Origin of the sequence: Pseudomonas sp. IPO3747 (assembly GCF_013385245.1) — a bacterium.
Taxonomy (GTDB): Bacteria; Pseudomonadota; Gammaproteobacteria; order Pseudomonadales; family Pseudomonadaceae; genus Aquipseudomonas; species Aquipseudomonas edaphica.
This window is the reverse complement of the sequence record NZ_JACAQL010000008.1, coordinates 337,854-360,378: the sequence shown is the minus strand read 5'-3', so window position 1 is coordinate 360,378 and position 22,525 is coordinate 337,854. Positions and strand designations below refer to the sequence as shown.

The window sequence follows — 22,525 nt, the reverse complement described above, 5'->3', positions numbered from 1 at the left end:
AAGACAGTTGCTCCCACATTTGTCGGTATTTCCAGTCTCACATAGCAGGGGTTTTCAGGCCGTTTCGACGGCCTTTTTTTTCGCCTTGAGATTATTCGACGGCATATGCATTTATAGAATAAACAAATGAAAAAATAAGATTTTAAGATATATAAATATGCTGATAGGGTCTGTTCCATCTTGGCGACATCGCCACCCAGCGAACCGCCGACACTTGCCCAAGGAATACCTGCATGCTGGTCGTAACACTTGGAGGCAGCCCCAGCCAGCGTTCGCGCTCCGGGGTCTTGCTGGAAAAAACCCGTCAGTGGCTGCAAGACAAAGGCGTGGAAGTGGTGAGTTATCAGATACGGGACTTCCCCGCCGAAGACTTGCTGCACGCCCGCTTCGACAGCCCCAAAGTCATCGATCTGTTGCAGCAAATCGCCAATGCCGACGGCCTGGTCATCGCCACGCCGGTGTACAAGGCCTCGTTTTCCGGCGCGCTGAAAACCGTACTCGACCTGCTGCCCGAGCGCGCCCTGGCCCACAAGATCGTGTTGCCAATGGCCACCGGCGGCAGCATTGCCCACATGCTGGCGGTGGACTACGCCTTGAAGCCGGTGCTGTCGGCCCTCAAGGCCCAGGAATTGCTCCACGGTATTTTCGCCGAAGACAGCCAGATCGCTTACGCCGAAGGCAGTGCCCAGGCGCAACTGGTGCCGGTGCTTGAACAGCGTCTGCACGAAGCCCTGGAGACGCTGTATGGCGCCATGGCCCGTCGCCCCAAACCGCTGGACCCCAATGTGTTGAATGAACGTTTGTTGAGTGCTCGCTGGAGCATTTAAGCCGTACCGGATTTTGTAGTACTCACCTTACTCAGCCGCCAACGGCCAAGCAGGTGCAGCCAACCCCCTCATCGCATTATTTGGAGAGAGCGCCATGCGCACTGTCATCTTGCGTCGTGGTCTGGTCGCACTGTTTGCTGCGGCTGTGTCCTTCGGCGCCATTGTTCAAGCCCAGGCCGCCGAGACGTTGCGGATCGGTTATCAGAAGTACGGCACGCTGGTGCTGCTCAAAGCCAAGGGCTCGCTGGAAAAACGCCTGGCCGCCCAGGGCGTGCAAGTGCAATGGACCGAATTCCCCGGTGGCCCGCAGTTGCTCGAAGGCCTGAACGTCGGTGCGATCGACTTTGGTGTCACCGGCGAAACGCCGCCCGTGTTCGCCCAGGCGGCGGGTGCAGATTTGCTCTACGTCGCCTATGAGCCACCCGCGCCGACCAGTGAAGCGATCCTGGTGCCCAAGGATTCGACGATCAAATCGGTGGCCGAGCTCAAGGGCAAGAAAATCGTGCTCAACAAAGGCTCCAACGTGCACTACCTGTTGGTACGTGCCCTGGAAGATGCCGGCCTCAAATACACCGACGTGCACACCATCTTCCTGCCACCCGCCGATGCCCGCGCCGCGTTCGAGCGTGGCAGCGTCGATGCCTGGGTGATCTGGGACCCGTACCAGGCAGCCGCCGAGAAACAACTGCAAGCGCGCACCCTGCGTGACGGCACCGGCATTGCCGACAACCACCAGTTCTACCTGGCCACCAAGCCCTACGCCACGCAGCACCCGGACGTGATCAAGGCGCTGGTGGAAGAAGTGCGCGCAGTGGGCGAATGGTCCAAGGCCAACCCTCAGGAAGTAACCGAACAAGTCGCGCCACTGCTCGGCTTGCCGGCGGACATCACCCTGACCTCGGTCAAGCGCCAAGGCTACGGCGCGCTGTTCCTGACCCCGGAAGTGGTCGCCGCCCAGCAGAAAATCGCCGACACCTTCTACCAGCTCAAATTGATCCCCAAACCCTTGAGCATCAAGGACGTGATCTGGACTCCATCCGCCGCCGTCGCCAAAGCGCCGTAATCCGACTTCTTCAGGAGACAACTCCATGAGCCTCAATATTTTCTGGTTCCTGCCTACCCACGGCGACGGCCATTACCTTGGCACCGCCGAAGGCGCCCGCGCCGTCGATCACGGTTATCTGCAGCAAGTGGCCCAGGCGGCTGACCGCCTGGGGTTCGGTGGGGTGCTGATTCCTACCGGCCGCTCCTGTGAAGACTCGTGGCTGGTCGCCGCCTCGCTGATCCCGGTAACCCAGCGACTGAAATTCCTTGTCGCGCTGCGCCCCGGCATCATCTCCCCGACGGTGGCGGCGCGTCAGGCCGCGACCCTGGACCGGTTGTCCGGCGGGCGCGCTTTGTTCAACCTGGTCACCGGCGGTGATCCGGAAGAGCTGGCCGGCGATGGCTTGTTCCTCAGCCACGAAGAGCGCTACCAGGCCTCGGTGGAATTCACCCGCATCTGGCGCCGCGTGCTCGAAGGCGAAACCGTGGATTACGACGGCGAGCACATCAGCGTCAAAGGCGCCAAATTGCTCTATCCGCCGATCCAGCAGCCACGTCCGCCGCTGTACTTCGGCGGCTCCTCTGAAGCCGCCCAGGACCTGGCAGCCGAACAGGTGGAAATGGTGTTGACCTGGGGCGAACCACCGGCCGCCGTCGCGGAAAAGATCGAGCAGGTGCGGGCCAAGGCAGCAAAACTTGGGCGCACCGTGCGCTTCGGTATTCGCCTGCATGTCATCGTGCGCGAAACCAACGATGAAGCGTGGAAAGCCGCCGACAAACTGATTTCCCATCTGGATGACGAAACCATCGCCCGCGCCCAGGCATCCCTGGCGCGTTTCGACTCGGTTGGCCAGCAGCGTATGGCCGCTTTGCACGGTGGCAACCGCGACAACCTCGAAGTCAGCCCCAACCTGTGGGCCGGTGTCGGCCTAGTGCGCGGCGGTGCCGGCACCGCACTGGTGGGTGACGGCCCAACCGTTGCGGCGCGGGTCAAGGAATACGCGGCGCTGGGCATCGACACTTTTATCTTCTCCGGTTACCCACACCTGGAAGAGTCGTATCGGGTTGCCGAGTTGTTGTTCCCGCACCTGGATATCGAGCGTCCCGAGCTGCCAAAAAGCGCCGGTTACGTCAGCCCGTTCGGCGAAATGGTCGCCAACGACATCCTTCCCAAAGCTGCGTCGCAGAGCTGAGGCGCCATTATGGATTTTGAAAAATTAAGTCATCGTGTTGCGCCCTGGGTGCTGCCGATTTTACTGCTGGCGGTGTGGCAGTTGTCGGTGTCGGCGGGCTGGTTGTCGACGCGCATTCTGCCGGCGCCCAGCGCCGTGATCGAAGCGGGCGTCAACCTGGTACGCAGCGGCGAAATCTGGACGCACCTGGCCATCAGCGGCTGGCGTGCCGGGCTGGGCTTTGTGATCGGTGGCAGCATCGGTTTGGCCCTGGGCTTTATCACCGGCCTGTCGAAGTGGGGCGAGCGCCTGCTGGACAGCTCGGTGCAGATGATCCGCAACGTGCCGCACCTGGCGTTGATTCCGCTGGTGATTTTGTGGTTCGGCATTGACGAGACCGCGAAGATTTTCCTGGTCGCCCTCGGCACGCTGTTCCCGATTTACCTGAATACCTACCACGGCATCCGCAACGTCGACCCGGCGCTGGTGGAGATGTCGCGCAGCTACGGTTTGTCCGGTTTCAGCCTGTTCTGGCAAGTGATCCTGCCGGGCGCGTTGCCTTCGATTCTGGTGGGCGTGCGCTTCGCCCTGGGCTTTATGTGGCTGACGCTGATCGTGGCGGAAACCATCTCGGCCAGTTCCGGCATCGGTTACCTGGCGATGAACGCCCGCGAATTCCTGCAAACCGACGTGGTGGTACTGGCGATTGTGCTCTACGCCATCCTCGGCAAGCTCGCCGACCTCGCGGCGCGTGGCCTGGAACGTGTGTGGCTGCGCTGGCATCCGGCTTACCAAGTGAATAAAGGAGGTGCGGCATGACCGCTCAACAACCTCCGCGCCTGCTCAAGGGCATCCCGCTGGCGGTGCGCAAATTGCGCAAGGCCTTTGGTGCGCGGGAAGTACTCAAAGAGATTGATCTGCACATTCCGGCCGGTCAGTTCGTGGCCGTGGTCGGCCGCAGCGGCTGCGGCAAAAGTACCTTGCTGCGTCTGCTCGCAGGCCTGGATAAAGCCAGTGGCGGCGAGCTGCTGGCCGGCTCCGCGCCGTTGAGCGAGGCGATTGAAGACACGCGGTTGATGTTCCAGGAAGCGCGTTTGCTGCCGTGGAAAAAAATCATCGACAACGTGGGCCTGGGCCTTAAAGGCAACTGGCGTCCCAAGGCATTGGAAGCGTTGGAGGCAGTGGGTTTGGCCGAGCGCGCCAATGAGTGGCCGGCGGCCTTGTCCGGTGGCCAGAAGCAACGCGTGGCCCTGGCTCGCGCGTTGATTCACCAGCCGCGCCTGTTGCTGCTCGATGAGCCGTTGGGGGCGCTGGACGCCCTGACCCGCATCGAGATGCAGCAACTGATCGAAAATCTTTGGCAGAAGCACGGCTTCACCGTGTTGCTGGTCACCCATGATGTCAGCGAAGCCGTGGCGATTGCTGACCGCGTGATTCTGATTGAAGACGGCGAAATCGGCCTCGACCTGATCGTCGACCTGCCACGCCCGCGTGCCCGTGGCTCACATCGCCTGGCCGCGCTGGAAGCTGAAGTGCTTAACCGGGTGCTGTCGCTGCCAGGCTCGCCGCCGGAACCTGAACCTGTTTCACCGCTGCCTACGCAATTGCGTTGGGCTCAATAACGCATAGAGGAAAACCATCATGACTATCAAAGCCATCAACGTACGTAACCAGTTCAAAGGCACCATCAAGGAAATCGTCGAAGGCGACGTGCTGTCGGAAATCGACGTGCAGACCGCGTCCGGCATCGTGACTTCGGTGATCACTACCCGCTCGGTCAAAGAGCTGGAACTGGTGATTGGCAGCGAAGTGATTGCCTTTGTGAAGTCCACCGAGGTGTCGATCGCCAAGTTGTGATCACTCCACTGATCGTTCCCACGCTCTGCGTGGTAATGCATCCCGTGACGCTCTGCGTCACCGCAATGCAGGCGGGACGCGGAGCGTCCCAGGCGGCATTCCCACGCAGAGCGTGGGAACGATCAGCGCTTGGGCAAATACGCCGGCAAATAAAGCCCCACATACGCATCAAACACCCGCATCCCTTCCTCGGCCATGCGCGGCGTAATCTGCCCATGCTGATGCACCGAGCGCGCGTACACGCGGTCGCTCAACTCCAGCGCCAGCGCGAACACGTCCACGTCGGTGGGCAAGGTCGGCACTTCGAAGTGGCGGTTGAACACGTCAAGCATTAAATCCCCCAGCTCCAAATCATGCTGACGGTCCGCCTGGGTCACTTCGGCAAGCCCGTGTTGCGCCAGGATCAACTGGCGTGCGGCCGCGTCGTTGCTGTAGATGCTGAGCATGCGTTGCTCGACGATAGAGGACAGGTCGCGCCACACCTTGAGTGAATCATGCTCGATGGGGGCCTGGATCGCCGCGCGGAAAGCGGCATGGACATCGGCGGTCAATGCCTCCAGCAGCGCCGGCACGCTGGCGAAAAAGTGATACACCGACGACGGTGGGATCTGCGCCCGTTCGGCCACGCTGTAGATCGACAAGCTCGCCACGCCTTCGCTCGCCAGCAAGGTGCGGGCGGCGTCGAGGATCGCATCGATCCGGGCCTGGCTGCGGGCGCGGGGTTTGCGAGTGGCGGCGGGGCGGGTGGGCATGGAAGTCTCCTACAAGGCAGAGCGCATTGTATGAGCAGGAGGGTGTGTTGTCTGCCAGGGCCTCATCGCAGGCAAGCCAGCTCCCACACTTTGATCTGTGAACGCATTCAAGTGTGGGAGCTGGCTTGCCTGCGATGAATACAACGCGGTCTACCGGAATAAACTCAAAAAAATGCCGCAGGCCATAAAGCCTGCGGCATTTTTTAAAGCAGCAACGGCTTACACCGTATGCAGATACCAGTTGTACTCAAGGTCGGAGATGGAGTGTTCAAACTCTTCCAGCTCACTTTCCTTACAGGCGACGAAGATATCGATGTATTTAGGATCGATGTACTTGGCCATCACCTCGCTGTCGTCCAACTCACGCAATGCATCGCGCAGGTTGTTCGGCAGGCTCTGTTCGTTCTGCTCGTAGCTGTTGCCTTCCACTGGAGCGCCAGGCTCGATCTTGTTGGTAAGACCGTGGTGCACGCCCGCCAAGACCGAAGCCATCAGCAGGTACGGGTTGGCGTCGGCACCGGCCACGCGGTGTTCGATACGCACGGCATCGGACGAGCCGGTGGGTACGCGAATGGCCACAGTGCGGTTATCCAGGCCCCAGCACGGCGAGTTCGGCACGTAGAACTGTGCGCCGAAACGACGGTAGGAGTTGACGTTGGGGCACAGGAACGCCATTTGGGCGGGCAGGGTCTCGAGCACACCGCCGATCGCGTGACGCAATGCGGCGTTCTGCTCGGGATCCTCGCTGGCAAAAATATTCTTGCCGTCCTTGTCCAAAATGGAGATGTGTACGTGCAAACCGTTGCCTGCCTGGCCTGGGTAAGGCTTGGCCATGAAGGTGGTGTCCATCTCATGGTCGTAGGCGATGTTCTTGATCAGGCGCTTGAGCAGTACCGCGTAGTCGCAGGCCTTGATCGGGTCGGCGACGTGGTGCAGGTTCACTTCGAACTGCGCCGGGGCACTTTCCTTGACGATGGCGTCAGCCGGGATGCCTTGCTCTTTGGCACCTTCCAGAATGTCCTGGAGGCAGTCGACGTATTCGTCGAGGTCGTCGATCAGGTACACCTGTGTCGAGTGCGGGCGTTTGCCGGAGATCGGCGAGCGGGGCGGTTGTGGGCGGCCGTTCACGTTCTCCTGGTCGATCAGGTAGAACTCAAGCTCGAAGGCGGCGCAGATGGTCAGACCGAGGTCGTCAAATTTGCTTACAACTTGGCGGAGCACTTCGCGAGGATCGGCGAAGAAAGGTTCACCTTCAAGTTCGTGCATGGTCATCAGCAGTTGCGCGGTTGGGCGCTTTTGCCAGGGTTCATTGCACAGGGTGTCGGGGATTGGATAACAGATTCGGTCAGCATCACCGATGTCCAGACCCAGGCCGGTGCTTTCCACCGTCGAGCCGTTGATATCCAGGGCAAATAAAGAGGCAGGCAGGTTAATGCCCTTCTCGTAAACCTTGTGGAGGCTGGTGCGTTCGATGCGCTTACCGCGCACCACACCATTCATATCCGCAATTAGAAGGTCTACGTACAGAACCTCAGGATGATCCTTAAGGAACGCGTTCGCTTCGTTAAGCTGAACGGCACGCGGGGGTACCGACATGATGCAACACCTTTGTTGTTAAAAATATCAATCATTGATCTTTTCTGGTTTCAGTCAACCCGAACGGCATGCCGAAGTCAAGCGAGGCCTTTTTTGCCCTAAAAAAGCGCCTTGAGGCCTTTTTTGGGGCTTTTTGGGGCGGTTTTTTGGGTTTGAAGGGCTTGGGACTAGCAGGCTAAAGCGGGCCGTGTTGTATTTTTTACGGGGGTGTTGTGTAAAAAAATGAACAAGGCTAAGCTCGATTCAAACCCATAACAGCAATAATACCGGGGTGCTTCATGTCTCGCCTGCCGTTAATCGGCGTCACCGCCTGCTCCAAACAGGTCGGTTTGCATGCTTATCACATCAGTGGCGACAAATACGTCCGTGCAGTCGCAGTCGCTGCCAAGGGCTTGCCATTGATCATTCCATCCTTGGGTGATCTGCTCGACCCGGCCAATATTCTTGACGGCCTGGATGGCATTCTCTTTACCGGCTCCCCGTCCAATATCGAACCCTTTCACTACGATGGTCCGGCCAGCGCGCCCGGGACTGCTCATGATTCTGCACGCGACCAGACCACCCTGCCGTTGCTGCGCGCCGCGATTGCGGCCGGCGTGCCGGTGCTGGGCATCTGCCGTGGCTTTCAGGAAATGAACGTGGCGTTCGGCGGCAGCCTGCACCAGAAGGTTCATGAAGTACCGGGCATGATGGATCACCGCGAAGACGAGACCCAGCCGCTGGAAGTCCAGTACGGCCCGGCGCACGCCGTGGCGATTACCCCCAATGGGGTATTGGCAGGCCTGGGTTTGCCGCCGACGATCCAGGTCAACTCGATTCATAGCCAGGGCGTTGATCGCCTGGCGCCGGGTATGCAGGTCGAAGCGACCGCACCCGATGGGTTGATCGAAGCTTTTTCTTACACGTCGGGCAAGGCTTTTGCTTTAGGAGTGCAATGGCACCCCGAATGGCAGGTAAGCTCTAACCCGCACTACCTCGCGATCTTCCAGGCCTTTGGCTCGGCTTGTCGAAAGCGGGCGATGCAACGCGACGCGGATGCTGCGTCAACCAACGCCTGACCTTTAATGGATGTCAGGAAACACAGCCCAGAGGCATTTATGAGTAACAACCTCGACCAGCTCACCGATTGGTTGAAAGACCACAAGATCACAGAAGTCGAATGCATGATTGGCGACCTCACGGGCATCACCCGGGGCAAGATCTCGCCGACCAACAAGTTCATCGCCGAAAAAGGCATGCGCCTGCCCGAGAGCGTTCTGTTGCAGACCGTGACCGGCGACTATGTCGAAGACGACATCTATTACGAATTGCTCGACCCGGCCGACATCGACATGATCTGCCGCCCCGACCAGAACGCGGTATTCCTGGTGCCTTGGGCCATCGAGCCCACCGCCCAGGTGATCCACGACACCTACGACAAACAAGGCAACCCCATCGAGCTGTCGCCGCGCAACGTGCTCAAGAAGGTACTCAAGCTCTATTCCGACCGGGGTTGGCAGCCGATCGTGGCGCCGGAGATGGAGTTCTACCTGACCAAGCGCTGCGAAGACCCGGACTTCCCGTTGCAACCGCCGATTGGCCGTTCCGGTCGCCCGGAGACGGGCCGTCAGTCCTTCTCTATAGAAGCCGCCAACGAATTCGACCCGTTGTTCGAAGACGTCTACGACTGGTGCGAACTGCAGGAGCTGGACCTCGACACGCTGATTCACGAGGACGGCACGGCGCAGATGGAAATCAACTTCCGTCACGGCGATGCTTTGTCCCTGGCCGACCAGATTCTGGTGTTCAAGCGCACCATGCGTGAAGCCGCGCTCAAGCACAACGTGGCCGCCACCTTTATGGCCAAGCCGATGACCGGCGAGCCGGGCAGCGCGATGCACTTGCACCAGAGCATCATCGACATCGCCACCGGCAAAAACGTCTTCTCTAATGAAGACGGGACCATGAGCCAGCTGTTCCTCAATCACATTGGCGGCCTGCAGAAGTTCATCCCTGAATTGCTGCCGCTGTTTGCCCCCAATGTGAATTCGTTCCGTCGCTTCCTGCCCGACACCTCGGCGCCGGTTAACGTGGAGTGGGGTGAAGAGAACCGCACTGTGGGCCTGCGTGTACCGGATGCCGGCCCGCAGAACCGCCGTGTCGAAAACCGCCTGCCAGGCGCCGATGCCAACCCGTACCTGGCGATTGCCGCCAGCTTGCTGTGTGGCTACATCGGCATGGTCGAAGGCCATAACCCCAGCGCACCTGTAGTGGGGCGTGGTTACGAGCGCCGCAACCTGCGCCTGCCGTTGACCATCGAAGACGCCCTGGAGCGCATGGAAAACAGCAAGACCATCGAGAAGTACCTGGGGCAGAAATTCATCACAGGCTACGTCGCGGTCAAGCGGGCCGAGCATGAAAACTTCAAGCGCGTGATCAGTTCGTGGGAGCGGGAATTCCTGCTCTTCGCCGTCTGATGCGCCGGGCGCGCAGGGCAACCCGCGCGCCCTTCACCGAAAAAGTCTAGGAGACCGGTATGTCCAGCAACAACCCGCAAACCCGTGAATGGCAAGCCTTGAGCAATGATCACCACCTGGCGCCGTTCAGCGACTTCAAGCAATTGAAAGAGAAAGGCCCACGGATCATCACCAAAGCCCACGGCGTTTACCTGTGGGACAGCGAAGGCAACAAGATCCTCGACGGCATGGCCGGGCTGTGGTGCGTGGCGATCGGTTACGGTCGCGATGAACTGGCTGACGCCGCCGCCAAGCAGATGAAAGAACTGCCGTACTACAACCTGTTCTTCCAGACCGCGCACCCGCCGGTGCTGGAGTTGGCCAAAGTCATTGCCGATGTCGCGCCTGCCGGCATGAACCACGTGTTCTTTACCGGTTCCGGCTCCGAAGGCAACGACACCATGCTGCGCATGGTCCGCCACTACTGGGCGGTCAAGGGCCAGCCGAACAAGAAAACCATCATCAGCCGCAAGAATGGCTACCACGGTTCCACCGTGGCCGGCGCGAGCCTGGGCGGCATGACCTATATGCATGAACAGGGCGACCTGCCGATTCCGGGCATCACCCACATCGCCCAGCCGTACTGGTATGGCGAAGGCGGCGACATGAGCCCGGAAGAGTTCGGGATCTGGGCTGCCAATCAGTTGGAAGAAAAGATTCTGGAACTGGGCGTGGACAACGTCGGTGCCTTTATTGCCGAGCCGATCCAGGGTGCCGGTGGCGTGATCGTGCCGCCTGAGACCTATTGGCCGCGCATCAAGGAAATCCTCGCCAAGTACGACATCCTGTTCGTCGCCGACGAAGTGATCTGCGGTTTTGGCCGCACCGGTGAGTGGTTTGGCAGTGATTTCTACGACCTCAAGCCCCACATGATGACCATCGCCAAAGGCCTGACCTCGGGTTACATCCCCATGGGCGGCTTGATCGTGCATGACGACGTGGTTGCCGTGCTCAATGAAGGCGGCGATTTCAACCACGGCTTCACCTATTCCGGTCACCCGGTGGCCGCCGCCGTGGCCCTGGAAAACATCCGCATCATGCGTGATGAAAAAATCATTAAGCGGGTGCACGAAGAAGCGGCACCGTATTTGCAGAAACGTCTGAGGGAACTGGCTGATCACCCGCTGGTGGGTGAAGTGCGCGGTGTGGGCATGCTCGGGGCGATTGAGCTGGTGCAGGACAAGGCCACGCGCAAACGTTACGAAGGCCGTGGTGTGGGCATGATCTGCCGCACGTTCTGCTTCGAGAATGGCCTGATCATGCGCGCCGTGGGCGACACCATGATCATTTCGCCGCCGCTGGTAATCAGCAACGCGGAAATCGACGAGCTGGTGACCAAGGCTCGCCACTGCCTGGACCTGACTTTGGCGGCATTGCAGGGCTAAGTGCTAGGCTCAGAACGCAGCGGCTTTCGGGCGCTGCATTCTGAGCAGCTATAAATGAGGCTTTGGTTGAAAGCCGGCCTCGGAACTTGCCAGACTGTCGCCCTGTTTTGTTGCCCTTTAGACGGGCCGCTTAACACTCTAAGAACGTGGCCCAAAAAAGAAAAATTGGAGCATCACCAAATGAAGGCATTAGGTTTGAAGAACGCTGGCAAGACCCTCCTCGCCTTGTCCCTGTTGGGCGCAATGGCGGGCGCGGCCCAGGCAGACGATAAAGTCCTGCATGTGTACAACTGGTCCGACTACATTGCACCGGACACCATCGCCAACTTTGAAAAAGAGTCGGGCATCAAGGTGGTGTACGACGTTTTTGACAGCAACGAGACCCTCGAAGCCAAGTTGCTGGCAGGCAAGTCCGGTTACGACATCGTCGTGCCGTCGAACAACTTCCTCGCCAAGCAGATCAAGGCCGGTGTCTATCAGGAGCTGGACAAGTCCAAGCTGCCTAACTACGACAACCTGAACAAATCCCTGCTTAAAGCCGTGTCGATCAGCGACCCGGACAACAAGCACGCCTTCCCGTACATGTGGGGCTCGATCGGCATCGGCTACAACCCGGAGAAGGTCAAGGCTGCACTGGGTATCGACAAGATCGACTCGTGGGATGTGCTGCTCAAGCCTGAAAACATCGCCAAGCTGAAAAGCTGTGGTGTGAGCTTCCTTGATTCGCCAACCGAAATGCTCCCGGTGGCACTGCACTACCTGGGCCTGCCGACCGACACCCAGAAGAAAGCTGACCTCAAGCAAGCTGAAGACCTGTTCCTCAAGCTGCGCCCATCGATCGGCTACTTCCACTCGTCCAAGTACATCTCGGACCTGGCCAACGGCAACATCTGCGTAGCCGTGGGTTACTCGGGTGACATCCAGCAGGCCAAGTCCCGCGCGGCTGAAGCCGGTGGCAAGGTCAAAGTGGCCTACGACATTCCGAAAGAAGGCGCCGGCAGCTTCTTCGACATGGTCGCCATCCCTAAAGATGCCGAAAACGTCGACGCCGCCTACAAGTTCATGAACTACCTGCTCAAGCCGGAAGTCATGGCCTCGATCACCAACAGCGTGCGTTTCCCGAACGGTAACGAGAAGGCTACCGCACTGGTCGACAAAGACATCACCAGCGACCCGGGCATCTACCCGCCAGCCGATGTGCAGGCCAAGCTCTACGCCATTGCTGACTTGCCGGCTGCAACCCAGCGTGAAATGACACGCAGCTGGACCAAGATCAAATCGGGTAAATAAACGTTGAAACCTGTGGGAGCGGGCTTGCCCGCTCCTGCACAAACCCGTTCACAAAAATTAAATGACAGAAAGTTTTGCCGGATCGGTTTATCGAGGGTAAGTTGCGCGCCGGTTTTGTTGCCGGGCAACAACTTTAAGGCCCAACTATTTAAGAGGACCTCCACTTGCCAATTTCTTTATTTCGCAAAGCCATGCTGGTGGGTGCAGGTATCACGCTGGCTGTGAGCGTGCAGGCCGCACCGACGGTGCATATTTATAACTGGTCGGACTACATTGGCCCGGACACCCTGGCCAACTTTGAAAAGGCGACAGGCATCAAGCCCGTGTATGACGTGTTTGATTCCAACGAAACCCTGGAAGGCAAGTTGCTCGCCGGTCGTACCGGTTACGACGTGGTGGTGCCGTCCAACCATTTTCTCGGCAAGCAGATCAAGGCTGGCGCGTTCCAGAAGCTCGATAAGTCATTGCTGACAAACTATGCCAACCTCGACCCGGCGCTGCTGAAGCGCCTGGAAAAGAACGATCCAGGTAACCAGTATTCCGTGCCGTACCTGTGGGGTACCAACGGCATTGGCTACAACGTCGATAAAGTCAAAGAAGTGCTGGGCGTCGACCATATCGACTCCTGGGCCGTGCTGTTCGAGCCGGAGAACATGAAGAAACTCGCCACCTGTGGCGTTTCGTTCATGGACTCGGCCGATGAAATGCTGCCGGCGGTGCTCAACTACATGGGCCTGAACCCCAACAGCACCAACCCTGAAGACTACAAGAAGGCCGAAGAGAAGCTGCTCAAAGTGCGGCCCTACGTGACCTATTTCCATTCTTCCAAATACATCTCGGACCTGGCCAACGGCAACATTTGCGTGGCGGCCGGTTTCTCCGGTGATGTGTTCCAGGCCAAGGCCCGTGCGGCCGAGGCTGGCAAAGGCGTGAACATCGCCTACACGATTCCCAAAGAAGGCGGCAATTTGTGGTTTGACGTGCTGGCGATTCCCAAGGACGCCACCAACGTCAAAGAGGCCCACGCCTTCATCAACTATTTACTGCAACCTGAGGTGATCGCTCAGGTCAGTGATCAAGTCGGTTACGCCAACCCTAACCCAGGCGCGGACAAACTGATGGAGCAATCGATACGCACTGACGCAGCGGTTTACCCACCGCAGGCGGTTCTCGACCGGACGTTCGTCAACTTCGAGCTACCCCCGAAAGTGCAACGTTTAATGACCCGTAGCTGGACCAAGGTCAAGACGGGCAAGTAAAGCTCAAACTATCCAAGGTTTTGCCCGTCTTGGGCGAACCTCAAATTTTGTTGGGAGTTTCGTAAATGGCAGTTGCCTCCGGCGCCTATAAGAAAGCCCTCGAGGGCGACCAGACACCGAAAAAGGTGTTGGTCAAAATCGACCGGGTCACGAAGAAGTTCGACGAGACGATTGCCGTGGACGATGTGTCCCTGGAAATCAAAAAAGGCGAGATCTTCGCCTTGCTCGGCGGCTCGGGTTCGGGCAAATCCACCCTGCTGCGCATGCTCGCAGGCTTCGAGCGCCCAACGGAAGGTCGCATCTACCTCGACGGTGTGGACATCACCGACATGCCGCCCTACGAGCGGCCGATCAACATGATGTTCCAGTCCTACGCCTTGTTCCCACACATGACCGTGGCGCAGAACATCGCCTTCGGCCTGCAACAGGACAAGATCCCCAAGGCTGAAGTCGACGCCCGCGTGGCCGAGATGCTCAAGCTGGTGCAGATGAGCCAGTACGCCAAGCGCAAGCCGCACCAGCTGTCCGGTGGCCAGCGCCAGCGTGTGGCGTTGGCACGTTCCCTGGCCAAGCGCCCGAAACTGCTGCTGCTCGATGAGCCGATGGGCGCATTGGACAAAAAGCTGCGTTCGCAGATGCAGCTGGAACTGGTGGAAATCATCGAGCGCGTGGGCGTGACCTGCGTGATGGTGACCCACGACCAGGAAGAGGCCATGACCATGGCCGAGCGCATCGCGATCATGCACCTGGGCTGGATCGCGCAGATCGGCAGCCCGATCGACATCTACGAAACCCCAACCAGCCGCCTGGTGTGCGAGTTCATCGGCAACGTGAACATTTTCGACACCCAAGTGGTGGACGACGCCGAAGGCCACGCGGTGCTCAAGTGCCCGGACCTGGACCGCGACATCTACGTGGGCTACGGCATCGCCACCTCGGTGGAAGACAAGTCGGTGACCTACGCCATCCGCCCGGAAAAGCTGTTGGTCACCACCGAAATGCCGACCTGCGAGCACAACTGGTCCAGCGGCAAGGTGCACGACATCGCCTACCTGGGCGGCCACTCGGTGTTCTACGTGGAACTGCCGAGCGGCAAGCTGGTGCAGTCTTTCGTGGCCAACGCCGAACGCCGTGGCCAGCGCCCAACCTGGGGTGACCAGGTGTACGTGTGGTGGGAAGACGACAGCGGCGTGGTACTTCGCTCATGAACATGAAGAAGTTCAAACGCCAGCTGCAACGAATAACACCCGGTGGCCGGCATGTGGTCATCGGGATCCCTTTCCTCTGGCTGTTCCTGTTTTTTGCGCTGCCGTTCTTCATCGTCCTGAAGATCAGCTTTGCCGAAGCCGACGTGGCGATCCCGCCTTACACCGAGATCTACACCTTCGTTGAGCAAAAGCTGCAATTGGTGCTCAACCTGGGCAACTACGCGATGCTCGGCGACGATGAGTTGTACATCGCCGCCTACCTGGGCTCGCTGAAGATGGCGTTTTTCAGCACGATTTTGTGCCTGTTGATCGGCTACCCGATGGCCTACGCCATTGCCAGCGCGCGCAAAGAGATGCAGACCGTGCTGGTGCTGCTGATCATGATGCCGACCTGGACCGCGATCCTGATCCGCGTGTATGCGTGGATGGGCATCCTCAGCAACAACGGGTTGCTCAACGGCTTCCTGATGTCCATCGGGCTGATCAACGAGCCGCTGCAGATCCTCAACACCAACATTGCGGTGTATATCGGCGTGGTCTATTCGTACCTGCCGTTCATGATCCTGCCGCTGTACGCCAACCTGGTCAAACACGACCAGAGCCTGCTGGAAGCCGCATCGGACCTGGGTTCGAGCACCTTCAACAGCTTCTGGAAAATCACCGTGCCGCTGTCCAAGAACGGCATCATCGCCGGTTGCATGCTGGTGTTTATCCCGGTGGTGGGCGAGTTCGTGATTCCTGAACTGCTCGGCGGCCCGGAAACCCTGATGATCGGTAAAGTGCTGTGGCAAGAATTCTTCAACAACCGTGACTGGCCGGTGGCGTCTGCCCTGGCGGTGGTGATGCTGGCGATCCTGATCGTGCCGATCATCCTGTTTAACCGCAGCCAAGCCAAAGAGATGGAGGGCAAGATATGAAGCGCTTCAGTTTCTCGAGTTTCATGCTGGTAGCGGGGTTGCTGTTTATCTACCTGCCGATGCTGATCCTGGTGATCTACTCGTTCAACGAATCCAAACTGGTGACGGTGTGGGGCGGTTGGTCGATCAAGTGGTACGTGGGCTTGCTGGACAACACCCAGTTGATGGGCTCGGTGGCACGCTCTCTGGAAATCGCCTGCTACACCGCCGTTGCGGCGGTGGCATTGGGTACGCTGGCGGCGTTCGTGCTGACCCGTATCAGCCACTTCAAGGGCCGCACGCTGTTCGGCGGCCTGGTGACTGCGCCATTGGTGATGCCCGAAGTGATCACCGGTCTGTCGCTGTTGCTGCTGTTCGTGGCGATGGCGCAGATGATCGGCTGGCCCCAGGAACGTGGCATCGTCACCATCTGGATCGCCCACACCACGTTCTGTGCGGCGTATGTGGCGGTCGTGGTGTCGGCGCGCTTGCGTGAGCTGGACCTGTCGATCGAAGAAGCGGCGATGGACTTGGGTGCACGGCCATGGAAGGTGTTCTTCCTGATCACCATCCCGATGATCGCGCCGTCCCTGGCAGCGGGCGGCATGATGTCGTTCGCGCTGTCGCTGGACGACCTGGTACTGGCCAGCTTCGTGTCGGGGCCGGGTTCGACTACGTTGCCGATGGAAGTGTTCTCGGCAGTACGTCTGGGGGTTAAACCCGAGATCAACGCCGTGGCCAGTTTGATTCTGCTGGCGGTGTCGCTGGTGACCTTCCTGGTGTGGTTCTTCAGCCGTCGGGCCGAAGAGATGCGCAAGAAGGCGATCCAACAAGCCATCGAAGAAGCGGCGGCGGACGGTTGGCAGCAACCGGACAAGCGCCGGGCGCCTGCGCCGGTCTAACTGGCGCAACACGTAAACAATGTGGGAGCTGGCTTGCCTGCGATAGCGGTGTGTCAGTCGAAGGATGAGTCGACTGACATGGCCTTATCGCAGGCAAGCCAGCTCCCACATTTGATTGCATTTCAAGTCAACTATGCAGCCCACGGCGACTTGCGAATCACCTCGACAAAATTCATCGGCTTGAACCCCGGCTCCTGATCCACCAACACATCGGTCTTCACGTTGCCAAACGTGGTCTGCGGGCGATGACGCAAGCCGTCGGCAAACGCGCAGATGATGCATTCCTTGAACCCTGCGCCGCGTGGATGCGCATGCACCACGGCTTCGCGCTGCATGCTGGAAAAGGTGGCGTAGTCCATGCCCAGTACGTCCATCTCGACACCAGCGGTCACCAGCGCCACGGTCGGGCGCAAGTGCTGCGGTACACCCGGCGTGGTGTGCAGGGCGATCGACAACCAGACTTGTTCGATATCGTCATCGCTCAGCCCGTAAGGCTTGAGGAACGCGGCCGCTGCATTGGCGCCGTCCACTTCGAAACGCTCGTTGTCACTGCGATGGCCTTCGACCAGGCCCAGGTCATGGAACATCGCGCCGACGTAAAGCAGCTCCGGGTTGTAGGCCAGTTGCTTGCGCTCACCGCTCAACGCACCGAACAGAAACACCCGGCGCGAGTGGTGGTACAGCAGGTCGGACTCGACGTCGCGGATGTATTCGGTAGTGGCCTTGGCCAGGGCGCTGTCCGGGATCTGGATGCCGGCGATGGAGTTGCTCATGGTCGTTCTCCTCAACAAAGCGCCGGGGGCGGCGCCGATGAGTGAAGTCTGGTCGCGTGCCCGCGATGGGGCTATCGCGGCGAGGGTGCGATGTCGGCCAATGTGGCTCGATATCAAGCCACATGCGGTCAAATGTGGGAGCTGGCTTGCCTGCGATGCTGACGACTCGGTCTGTCAGTTAGACTGAGGGGAGGCCATCGCAGGCAAGCCAGCTCCCACAGGGGGTTATGTTCCTCCAGTAGAAGGTGTGTTGTTCATGGGCAAAACCGTCGCCATCCTGATCTTCCCCGGCGTCCAGTCACTGGACGTGACCGGCCCCATGGATGTGTTCTGCGAGGCCAACCGTTTCCTGCTGCCCGAAGACCATTATCAGCTTGAAGTGATCGGCCTGGGCCACGGTACGATGGCCGCCTCTAACGGCCTTTCATTGCAGGCCCATCGGCATTACCCCGAAGCCCTGCAAGCCTACGACTTGCTGCTGGTCGCTGGTGGCCCTCAGCTGCCCTTCGAGGATTTCGGCGCCCAGTTTGATGATTGGCTGCGCGGTGCCGCCGCCCGCGCACAGCGCTTTGGCTCGATCTGCAATGGCGCCTTCATGCTGGCGCGCGCCGGGTTGCTCGATGGCAAAACCGTCACCACGCACTGGAACGATGCCGCCGACCTGGCGCGCCTGTGCCCCTCGGCCCAGGTGGATGCCGACCGTCTCTACGTGCAGGACGGTAATCTCTACACCTCGGCGGGCGTCACGGCCGGCATCGACCTGTCGCTGTACCTGCTGGCCCAGGACCACGGCCCGGAAGTCGCGCTGAGCGTGGCCAAGCGCCTGGTGGTGTTCACCCAGCGCTCGGGCGGGCAGTCACAGTTCAGCCCGTTCCTCACGCCTCACGCCGAAAGCACCTCGGCGGTGGCGTTGGTGCAGCTTTACGTACTGGCGAACTTGACCGGGGATTTGACCATTGCCGATCTGGCCAAGGCGGCCAACATGAGTGCGCGTAATTTCTCTCGGGTATTTGCTCGTGAGGCGCGCATAACGCCTGCCGAGTTTGTCGAGCGGGCGCGAGTGGACGCGGCGCGGGTGATGCTCGAAAGCAGCCCCGCACCGCTCAAGACTGTGGCCTATCAATGCGGTTTCCGTGACGCCCAGCACATGCGCAGTGTGTTCAACCGCCGGCTGGGCGTGACGCCGCAACAGTTCCGGCTTAACTTTGCGGCGCCGGTGTGAGCGTGTCGTAGGCTTCCAGCGCGCGCAGCGAATAGATGTACGCAGCACCGGCATTCAGCGAGATGGCGGTGGCCAGGGTGGCGGCAACTTCTTCTCGGGTCGCACCGGCCTTGATCGCCGCGTCGGCATGCGCGGCGATACAGCCGTCGCAGCGCGTGGTGATGGCCACGGCGATGGAAATCAGCTCACGGGTCTTGGCGTCGAGTACTTGGTTTTCCTCGGCAGCCTCGCCCAGCGCCATGTAGGCTTTGACGATCTTCGGGTTGCTCTTGCCCAGCGCGCCAAAGGTTTTGTTTACGTTAGCAAGCAAGTTGGACCAGTTATTGAACATTGCGGTAACTCCTGAACGGGTTGGGTGTGAAGCCAGTCTGCGCGGTTCAGGTTTGGCGCTTTTGTTCGATCCACTCACCTTTTTGACCGATGCTCGCAAATGAACTCTATCGACACCCTGATTGCGTTGGCCAACCTGCGCGGCAGTCTGGATCTGCGCTGCCAGTTCCAGGGCGCGTGGGCCATGGACCACGGGCCTGAGCCGCTGGGCGTGGCGCCGTATCACATTGTGCTGGCGGGCACCTGCCACGCCGAGTTGTCGGGCGGCCAGCAGGTGACGCTGGAGGAGGGCGACATCCTGTTGATGCCCGGTGGCGCGACGCACCTGGTACGCAGCCAGGGCGCGCGGGTCAAGCCAGTGGCGCAGACCGTCATCGAGGGCGGCCTGTTGCCGATCCACCGCCTGGGAGGAGAGCAGCCGGACGTGGATATGCTCTGCGGCAACTTTCACTACAACCGCCAGTCGTTGTTGTTCAGTGCGTTGCCGAACTACCTGGTGGTGTCCAGCCGTGAGTGGCAGGGCGATGGGCAATTGGCAGCGCTGATTGCCTTGTTGCGCAGCGAAGCGGACGGCCAGCAACTGGGCGCACGCTCGTTTATCGACGCGCTGTCGTCGGCCTTGTTCACTCTGATCCTGCGCACCTGGCTGACCCGCCAGGCGCCGGTGGCGGGCACCTTCGCTTTGCTCGCCGACAAGCGCCTGAGCAAAGCCTGGCAGGCGATGCTGGCCGAGCCCGGCCATGAGTGGACCATCGACAGCCTGGCGGCGGCCGCCACCATGTCGCGGGCCACCTTCATGCGGGCGTTTGTGAAAGTCGCGGGCGTGTCGCCGTGGGTGCTGCTGACCCAACTGCGCATGGAGCTGGCGTTCAACCTGCTGCGCCAATCACGCCTGAGCCTGCTGGATATCGCGGCGCAGGTGGGTTACCAGTCCCAGGCGGCGTTCAGCAAGAAGTTCAAGGAAACCTATGGCGAGGCGCCGGGGCGGATGCGGGCGAACACAGACTAACTGCGATAGCATCAACTCGGTCTGCCTGATGGACCGAGTTGATGCTATCGCAGGCAAGCCAGCTCCCACACAAGCCAGCTCCCACATTGATCGGGTTTACAGGCTGTTACCGGGCAGGCAACAGCTTCAGCGTGCCACGGGTATTCGCCGTCACCTCTTCCTCACTGAAATGTGCCTGCTCGTACCCACCCTCGATATAGGTTTCTGCCTGGTCGCCATAGTGCGAGTCAAACGGCACCCCGCTTTGCCCCACGGGGTTGATGGTCAATGCATGGGCCGGGTCGGCAAAGTCGATCAGGCGCCGGGTCGACGGGCCATAGGTCACGGGCCACGGCGCAGGGCCGATCATGGCCGATTGGTTATTCGGCACTTCGTGGGTGCCCGGCGCCGGGAATGGGCCGACGTTGAAAATCTTGTCCAGTGGCTTCTGCATGCCCAACGGATGCCCATGGGTCAAGGTATGGGCCTTGCCCCACTGCCATTGCGACGGGTCATCGCCAAAGGTGGCCTTGAGGTGCGCGAGGCTGTTGTCCCAGGCGAGTTTTACCGTGTCCGCGCGCTTGCCGTTCCACCATGGCGAGTCCGCCGAGGCGGCCAGGCGTGGCAGTGCGGCGTCGATCACCCGCGTGGTGATCAGGGTTTTGAACATCGCGTCGCCCAGTTTCGGGTGGAAGGCCGCGTCGGTGAGGTTGAACAGAAACTGGTTGAACAGCGTGGCACTGGTGGAGTCCAGCGGGTAGTCGCCTTTCCAGCTTGCGAGCTGTTCCACCAGTTTCAACTGCGCCGGGTCCTTGACCACTTCACGCAGCACCGGCAACAGCGGCGCCAACAGGCGTGGGCCGTAGGCGGTGGTGGTACCCAATTGCAAGGCCTGGCTGTTGTTCACGTCCCACTTCACGCTTTTGTCGCTCAGCTGCGTGTTCAACTGCTGGCCGCGGTCGGCGAGGTTGTAGTAACCGGGGATCTCCATGCCAGTGGGCGAGGCCGGCTGGGCGTTGGCTGACACCACATAACCACGGGCCGGGTTTTCTTCCTGTGGGTTGGCGCTGAAGGGGTAGAAGCCCAGCTTGTCGGCCTGGGCGGTGCTGCCGTCGAGAATGAATGCCGGGTTGACGCCGGCCGGGCGGATCGGCAACTGCGCCGCCGCCCACCAGCCGATATCGCCCTTGGCATTCGCCCACACGATATTCAGGCCCGGCGCCGAAACCTTCGCGGCGGCGGCGCGCACCTTGGCCAGGGTGTCGGCGCGGTTGAGTTCGTAGAAGCCTTCGAGGATAGGGTTTTCGGTGTCGAGGAACGCCCACCACATGGCAATCGGCGTGCTGCCGGCATTCTCGCCCAGCACGTCATTGATGATCGGGCCGTGGGGCGACTGACGCAGGGTGAGCGTCACCGGCGCCTGGCCCTTGACCGCAATCTGCTGTTCGCTGCTGGTCATGTTGACCCATTGGCCGTGGTACCAGACCTGGTTGGGGTTGTCCGGGTTGACCTTTTCGGCGATCAGGTCGAGGTCATCGTTCTGGAACATGGTCAGGCTCCAGCCGAAATCCAGGTTGTGTCCCAAAAACGCCACCGGCACCAGTGCGTTGTGATAGCCGTACAGCTCAAAACCCGGCGCCGACAATTGCGCCTCGTACCACACCGACGGCACCGAGAAACGGATATGCGGGTCACCGGCCAGCAACGGTTTGCCGCTTTTGGTGCGGCTGCCGCTGATGGCCCAGGCGTTGCTGCCTTCGAACTGCGGCAAGCCATTGTCGGCCAGGGCCTTGTCGCTCAAGGCGGCGAGGGCGCCGAGGGATTTCCAGTCACTGGCGGCCAGGTTGAGGGCGCCCTTGGGTTGCCAGTCGAGGTCGAAGACTTTCAGGTAGTCGCTGCCGAGCTGGTCGCGCACGTAAGTCAGCAGCGGCTCGGTACGAAACGCGGCAGCAAAGCTGTAGGCCATATACCCGGCAACACTGATGGTGTCCTCGGCGGTAAACCGTCGTTTAGGAATGCCCAGCACGTCAAACTCCACGGGGCTGGCGTGGCTGTCCTGATATTGGTTGATGCCATCCAGGTAGGCTTGCAAGGCCTTCCAGGCTGCCGAGTCGTGGTCCATGTGCTCGACGTAACTCAAGGCGCGCTCGCGAATGCGCAGGCTGCGAAACAGCTTGTCGGTCTCCAGCACCTTCGGCCCCAGCACCTCGGCCAGCTCGCCACGGGCCAGGCGCCGCATGATTTCCATCTGGAACAGCCGGTCCTGGGCATGCACATAGCCCAGGGCGCGGTACAGGTCGGTCTCGTTCTCGGCGCGAATGTGCGGCACGCCACGGTCGTCATAGCGCACCGTGACCGCGCCTTGCAGGTTGGCCAGTGTCTCGGTGCCCTGGCGGGTCGGTTGCTTGCTGTACACATACCAGCCGGCGCCGGCCAAGAGGGCGGCAATCAGGATAGCGAGCACGGTCAGGCTGCGTTTCATGGACGGTCCTTGAGTCAGTCACCTTGAAGGTCAACGGAGTCTAATCG

General features: G+C 60.2%; 21 protein-coding genes. 16 read left to right on the top strand and 5 right to left on the bottom strand.

All coding sequences use genetic code 11. The annotated features are described in order from the left end of the window. The first annotated feature begins 233 nt into the window (after nucleotides 1–233). The 6 genes from ssuE (at nucleotide 234) to HX790_RS13265 (ending at nucleotide 4,900) form a co-directional block, all read left to right on the top strand. Nucleotides 234–827: an NADPH-dependent FMN reductase gene (gene ssuE / locus HX790_RS13290; protein WP_056860738.1), complete on the top strand. Its 594-nt coding sequence runs from the start codon at nucleotides 234–236 to the stop codon at nucleotides 825–827. 94 nt (nucleotides 828–921) lie between these two features. Beyond that, complete coding sequence (locus tag HX790_RS13285; protein ID WP_017139540.1) at nucleotides 922–1,890, top strand: sulfonate ABC transporter substrate-binding protein; 969 nt, start codon at nucleotides 922–924, stop codon at nucleotides 1,888–1,890. A gap of 25 nt (nucleotides 1,891–1,915) precedes the next feature. Further along, nucleotides 1,916–3,064 carry an FMNH2-dependent alkanesulfonate monooxygenase gene (gene ssuD, locus HX790_RS13280; protein ID WP_017139539.1) on the top strand — a complete coding sequence of 383 codons (1,149 nt, stop codon included), beginning with the start codon at nucleotides 1,916–1,918 and terminating at the stop codon, nucleotides 3,062–3,064. 9 nt (nucleotides 3,065–3,073) lie between these two features. Continuing rightward, nucleotides 3,074–3,862, top strand: a complete 789-nt coding sequence (gene ssuC, locus HX790_RS13275) for an aliphatic sulfonate ABC transporter permease SsuC (RefSeq protein WP_017139538.1) — start codon at nucleotides 3,074–3,076, stop codon at nucleotides 3,860–3,862. Further along, entirely contained in the window at nucleotides 3,859–4,665 is an 807-nt protein-coding gene (ssuB, locus tag HX790_RS13270; RefSeq protein ID WP_017139537.1) for an aliphatic sulfonates ABC transporter ATP-binding protein, read from the top strand. Before ssuC ends, ssuB begins: the two co-directional genes overlap by 4 nt. 19 nt (nucleotides 4,666–4,684) lie before the next feature. Next, a complete protein-coding gene (locus HX790_RS13265; protein ID WP_003213899.1) occupies nucleotides 4,685–4,900 on the top strand; it encodes a molybdopterin-binding protein in 216 nt (71 codons plus the stop codon). Nucleotides 4,901–5,022: 122 nt separating this feature from the next. Here the strand turns inward: HX790_RS13265 and HX790_RS13260 are convergent, their stop codons facing one another. Continuing rightward, entirely contained in the window at nucleotides 5,023–5,652 is a 630-nt protein-coding gene (locus tag HX790_RS13260; RefSeq protein ID WP_169987989.1) for a TetR/AcrR family transcriptional regulator, read from the bottom strand. Nucleotides 5,653–5,871: 219 nt separating this feature from the next. Then, nucleotides 5,872–7,248 (bottom strand): glutamine synthetase family protein, encoded by a 1,377-nt coding sequence (locus tag HX790_RS13255; RefSeq protein ID WP_003213894.1) that lies wholly within the window; start codon nucleotides 7,246–7,248, stop codon nucleotides 5,872–5,874. Between the two features lie 278 nt (nucleotides 7,249–7,526). On the opposite strand from HX790_RS13255, the gene HX790_RS13250 reads away from it, so the two are divergent. The 8 genes from HX790_RS13250 (at nucleotide 7,527) to HX790_RS13215 (ending at nucleotide 16,683) form a co-directional block, all read left to right on the top strand. Beyond that, nucleotides 7,527–8,306, top strand: a complete 780-nt coding sequence (locus HX790_RS13250) for a gamma-glutamyl-gamma-aminobutyrate hydrolase family protein (RefSeq protein ID WP_017139535.1) — start codon at nucleotides 7,527–7,529, stop codon at nucleotides 8,304–8,306. Nucleotides 8,307–8,345: 39 nt separating this feature from the next. Then, the gene (locus tag HX790_RS13245; protein ID WP_017139534.1) at nucleotides 8,346–9,704 is read left to right on the top strand and encodes a glutamine synthetase family protein; all 1,359 of its coding nucleotides are present in this window, start codon (nucleotides 8,346–8,348) and stop codon (nucleotides 9,702–9,704) included. Nucleotides 9,705–9,763: 59 nt separating this feature from the next. After that, complete coding sequence (locus tag HX790_RS13240) at nucleotides 9,764–11,128, top strand: aspartate aminotransferase family protein (protein WP_099550304.1); 1,365 nt, start codon at nucleotides 9,764–9,766, stop codon at nucleotides 11,126–11,128. Between the two features lie 195 nt (nucleotides 11,129–11,323). After that, entirely contained in the window at nucleotides 11,324–12,418 is a 1,095-nt protein-coding gene (locus tag HX790_RS13235; RefSeq protein ID WP_026013874.1) for a polyamine ABC transporter substrate-binding protein, read from the top strand. A 164-nt stretch (nucleotides 12,419–12,582) separates the two neighbouring features. After that, on the top strand, nucleotides 12,583–13,677 hold the full coding sequence (locus HX790_RS13230; RefSeq protein ID WP_017139531.1) for a polyamine ABC transporter substrate-binding protein: 1,095 nt from the start codon (nucleotides 12,583–12,585) through the stop codon (nucleotides 13,675–13,677). Nucleotides 13,678–13,742: 65 nt separating this feature from the next. Then, on the top strand, nucleotides 13,743–14,885 hold the full coding sequence (locus HX790_RS13225; RefSeq protein ID WP_003195240.1) for an ABC transporter ATP-binding protein: 1,143 nt from the start codon (nucleotides 13,743–13,745) through the stop codon (nucleotides 14,883–14,885). After that, entirely contained in the window at nucleotides 14,882–15,802 is a 921-nt protein-coding gene (locus tag HX790_RS13220; protein ID WP_017139530.1) for an ABC transporter permease subunit, read from the top strand. The genes HX790_RS13225 and HX790_RS13220 overlap by 4 nt, the downstream gene beginning before the upstream one ends. Next, nucleotides 15,799–16,683, top strand: a complete 885-nt coding sequence (locus HX790_RS13215; RefSeq protein ID WP_056860728.1) for an ABC transporter permease subunit — start codon at nucleotides 15,799–15,801, stop codon at nucleotides 16,681–16,683. Before HX790_RS13220 ends, HX790_RS13215 begins: the two co-directional genes overlap by 4 nt. Before the next feature lie 131 nt (nucleotides 16,684–16,814). Here HX790_RS13215 and HX790_RS13210 read toward each other — a convergent pair whose 3' ends face one another. Beyond that, the gene (locus HX790_RS13210; protein ID WP_176991644.1) at nucleotides 16,815–17,456 is read right to left on the bottom strand and encodes an HD domain-containing protein; all 642 of its coding nucleotides are present in this window, start codon (nucleotides 17,454–17,456) and stop codon (nucleotides 16,815–16,817) included. Nucleotides 17,457–17,712: 256 nt separating this feature from the next. Between HX790_RS13210 and HX790_RS13205 the strand changes: the two genes are divergently transcribed. Next, the gene (locus HX790_RS13205) at nucleotides 17,713–18,678 is read left to right on the top strand and encodes a GlxA family transcriptional regulator (protein ID WP_017139527.1); all 966 of its coding nucleotides are present in this window, start codon (nucleotides 17,713–17,715) and stop codon (nucleotides 18,676–18,678) included. Here HX790_RS13205 and HX790_RS13200 read toward each other — a convergent pair. Beyond that, nucleotides 18,656–19,009, bottom strand: a complete 354-nt coding sequence (locus HX790_RS13200; protein WP_176991643.1) for a carboxymuconolactone decarboxylase family protein — start codon at nucleotides 19,007–19,009, stop codon at nucleotides 18,656–18,658. The two genes, HX790_RS13205 and HX790_RS13200, sit on opposite strands and share 23 nt — an antisense overlap. 99 nt (nucleotides 19,010–19,108) lie before the next feature. Between HX790_RS13200 and HX790_RS13195 the strand changes: the two genes are divergently transcribed. Continuing rightward, nucleotides 19,109–20,017 carry an AraC family transcriptional regulator gene (locus HX790_RS13195; RefSeq protein WP_176991642.1) on the top strand — a complete coding sequence of 303 codons (909 nt, stop codon included), beginning with the start codon at nucleotides 19,109–19,111 and terminating at the stop codon, nucleotides 20,015–20,017. Nucleotides 20,018–20,123: 106 nt separating this feature from the next. Here the strand turns inward: HX790_RS13195 and HX790_RS13190 are convergent, their stop codons facing one another. Continuing rightward, nucleotides 20,124–22,478, bottom strand: coding sequence for a penicillin acylase family protein (locus tag HX790_RS13190; RefSeq protein ID WP_176991641.1), 2,355 nt, complete (start codon nucleotides 22,476–22,478; stop codon nucleotides 20,124–20,126). Nucleotides 22,479–22,525 lie beyond the last annotated feature (47 nt).

Coding starts and splice junctions, on each gene's coding strand:
- ssuE (WP_056860738.1), top strand. CDS start 234: ATGCTGGTCGTAACACTTGGAGGCAGCCCCAGCCAGCGTTCGCGCTCC.
- HX790_RS13285 (WP_017139540.1), top strand. CDS start 922: ATGCGCACTGTCATCTTGCGTCGTGGTCTGGTCGCACTGTTTGCTGCG.
- ssuD (WP_017139539.1), top strand. CDS start 1,916: ATGAGCCTCAATATTTTCTGGTTCCTGCCTACCCACGGCGACGGCCAT.
- ssuC (WP_017139538.1), top strand. CDS start 3,074: ATGGATTTTGAAAAATTAAGTCATCGTGTTGCGCCCTGGGTGCTGCCG.
- ssuB (WP_017139537.1), top strand. CDS start 3,859: ATGACCGCTCAACAACCTCCGCGCCTGCTCAAGGGCATCCCGCTGGCG.
- HX790_RS13265 (WP_003213899.1), top strand. CDS start 4,685: ATGACTATCAAAGCCATCAACGTACGTAACCAGTTCAAAGGCACCATC.
- HX790_RS13260 (WP_169987989.1), bottom strand. CDS start 5,652: ATGCCCACCCGCCCCGCCGCCACTCGCAAACCCCGCGCCCGCAGCCAG.
- HX790_RS13255 (WP_003213894.1), bottom strand. CDS start 7,248: ATGTCGGTACCCCCGCGTGCCGTTCAGCTTAACGAAGCGAACGCGTTC.
- HX790_RS13250 (WP_017139535.1), top strand. CDS start 7,527: ATGTCTCGCCTGCCGTTAATCGGCGTCACCGCCTGCTCCAAACAGGTC.
- HX790_RS13245 (WP_017139534.1), top strand. CDS start 8,346: ATGAGTAACAACCTCGACCAGCTCACCGATTGGTTGAAAGACCACAAG.
- HX790_RS13240 (WP_099550304.1), top strand. CDS start 9,764: ATGTCCAGCAACAACCCGCAAACCCGTGAATGGCAAGCCTTGAGCAAT.
- HX790_RS13225 (WP_003195240.1), top strand. CDS start 13,743: ATGGCAGTTGCCTCCGGCGCCTATAAGAAAGCCCTCGAGGGCGACCAG.
- HX790_RS13220 (WP_017139530.1), top strand. CDS start 14,882: ATGAACATGAAGAAGTTCAAACGCCAGCTGCAACGAATAACACCCGGT.
- HX790_RS13215 (WP_056860728.1), top strand. CDS start 15,799: ATGAAGCGCTTCAGTTTCTCGAGTTTCATGCTGGTAGCGGGGTTGCTG.
- HX790_RS13210 (WP_176991644.1), bottom strand. CDS start 17,456: ATGAGCAACTCCATCGCCGGCATCCAGATCCCGGACAGCGCCCTGGCC.
- HX790_RS13205 (WP_017139527.1), top strand. CDS start 17,713: ATGGGCAAAACCGTCGCCATCCTGATCTTCCCCGGCGTCCAGTCACTG.
- HX790_RS13200 (WP_176991643.1), bottom strand. CDS start 19,009: ATGTTCAATAACTGGTCCAACTTGCTTGCTAACGTAAACAAAACCTTT.
- HX790_RS13195 (WP_176991642.1), top strand. CDS start 19,109: ATGAACTCTATCGACACCCTGATTGCGTTGGCCAACCTGCGCGGCAGT.
- HX790_RS13190 (WP_176991641.1), bottom strand. CDS start 22,478: ATGAAACGCAGCCTGACCGTGCTCGCTATCCTGATTGCCGCCCTCTTG.